2 protein-coding genes are annotated in these 1284 nt (G+C 44.9%); both read right to left on the bottom strand.

All coding sequences use genetic code 11. The features are described from left to right. Positions 1-111: 111 nt before the first annotated feature. Positions 112-405, bottom strand: coding sequence for a DUF4314 domain-containing protein (locus OCV67_RS10675; protein WP_147643968.1), 294 nt, complete (start codon positions 403-405; stop codon positions 112-114). An 8-nt stretch (positions 406-413) separates the two neighbouring features. Then, on the bottom strand, positions 414-1284 hold an 871-nt coding region (locus OCV67_RS10670; RefSeq protein WP_394802699.1), incomplete at its 5' end, for a hypothetical protein.

Raw genomic sequence — 1284 nt, 5'->3', positions numbered from 1 at the left:
CGGAACGGAAGCCTCCGATGCCCGAAAATGCGTCGAATACTCGTATCATCTGACCATTCCTTTCTTTTTGGATAATAAAAAAGCGGCTAAGTCCTTTTCAAAACTTAACCGCTACATTGTCATGTTCATTTCAAAATTTTCTGACAGCTCTTCAGTTTTTTCCATTTCCTCAGACAGATTTTCCTCCTGCTGAATTACATGAAATATGTCCTCGCCGGGAATGAGAGAAAGGGAACGTCCGTTGTCCCATTTCATTAATAACTGACCGGCGTCATCAACTGCAATTACCGTTCCTTTTGTGCCTGATGGAATCGGCTGTGGATCGTTTTCCATGCTGTCAAGGCATATTCTTGTGCCTTTGGGGTATCTTTCTTTCATCATTTCAACTTTTCTTCTGTTGTACATAATTCACCTCACATCGTCATGCTCATACCGGGTTCTTCCGTGAGTTTCTCAACTTGAGACAATTCCATTTCTTCTCCTGTTTGCAGCGACCAGTCGTTGCTGTCGTTCCAGAAGCTGACATAAATCTCGCCGTAATCGGCGGTTTTGATCGGATGCTGCTCCATGCCCTCAAAAAAGCCATCCGAACATTGACCGATCAGGTGACTGCGCAAATCTTCCAATTCATTGCCTGTTAAATCTTCAACGACTTGACATTTAAATACTCCTATGAGTTCACCGTTGATTTCCCTGACAGATGGAATTGCCGAGAAAACTTTTTCGCTGACGGCAGGATTATCGTCATAATACACCATAAGTCCACGGTGTTCTTCTTTCGATTCGGAATAATCCCGAATGAAATCGTTGATTTCATCTGCACAGTCTACTGCATACTTTGAGGGAATTTCCTCCATCTCATCCATGACTTCTTCGTCAAACTCATAATTGGATTCGTCATACTCCCTGACTATGCGCAGAGGACAATAAAGCGTCAGCTCTTGAGTAGGCTTTGCCTCAACTTTAATGTCAGGCTGAAAGTCAACGTCAATGGTTTGACTTTCAGCCATCTGAATGTCCTCGCGCTCATGGAGCATTGCCGTTACCGCATCACGCAGAACAGATTTCACATCCAGATCGGATTCTTCCAAAAGCTTGTCAAAAGTGAAGCTTGTTTCACCGCAGTGGGCAAGCTCTGCAATTTTGCCAGCAATTTTTTTCAGACTGCTATGCAGCCGTGTTTCAGCGGCGGTCAGTTCATTGCTCTCCAGCAGCGCTCTTGCATTGGGGATAAACTGCGATTTGCGGGCGTATCCGCTGCCCTCGGCTTCTGCAATAATGCCG

Origin of the sequence: Porcipelethomonas ammoniilytica (genome assembly GCF_025567485.1) — a bacterium.
Classification (GTDB): Bacteria; Bacillota; Clostridia; order Oscillospirales; family Ruminococcaceae; genus Porcipelethomonas; species Porcipelethomonas ammoniilytica.
Note: the sequence above shows the minus strand (reverse complement) of the source record. Positions and strands in the feature narration are given on the sequence as shown.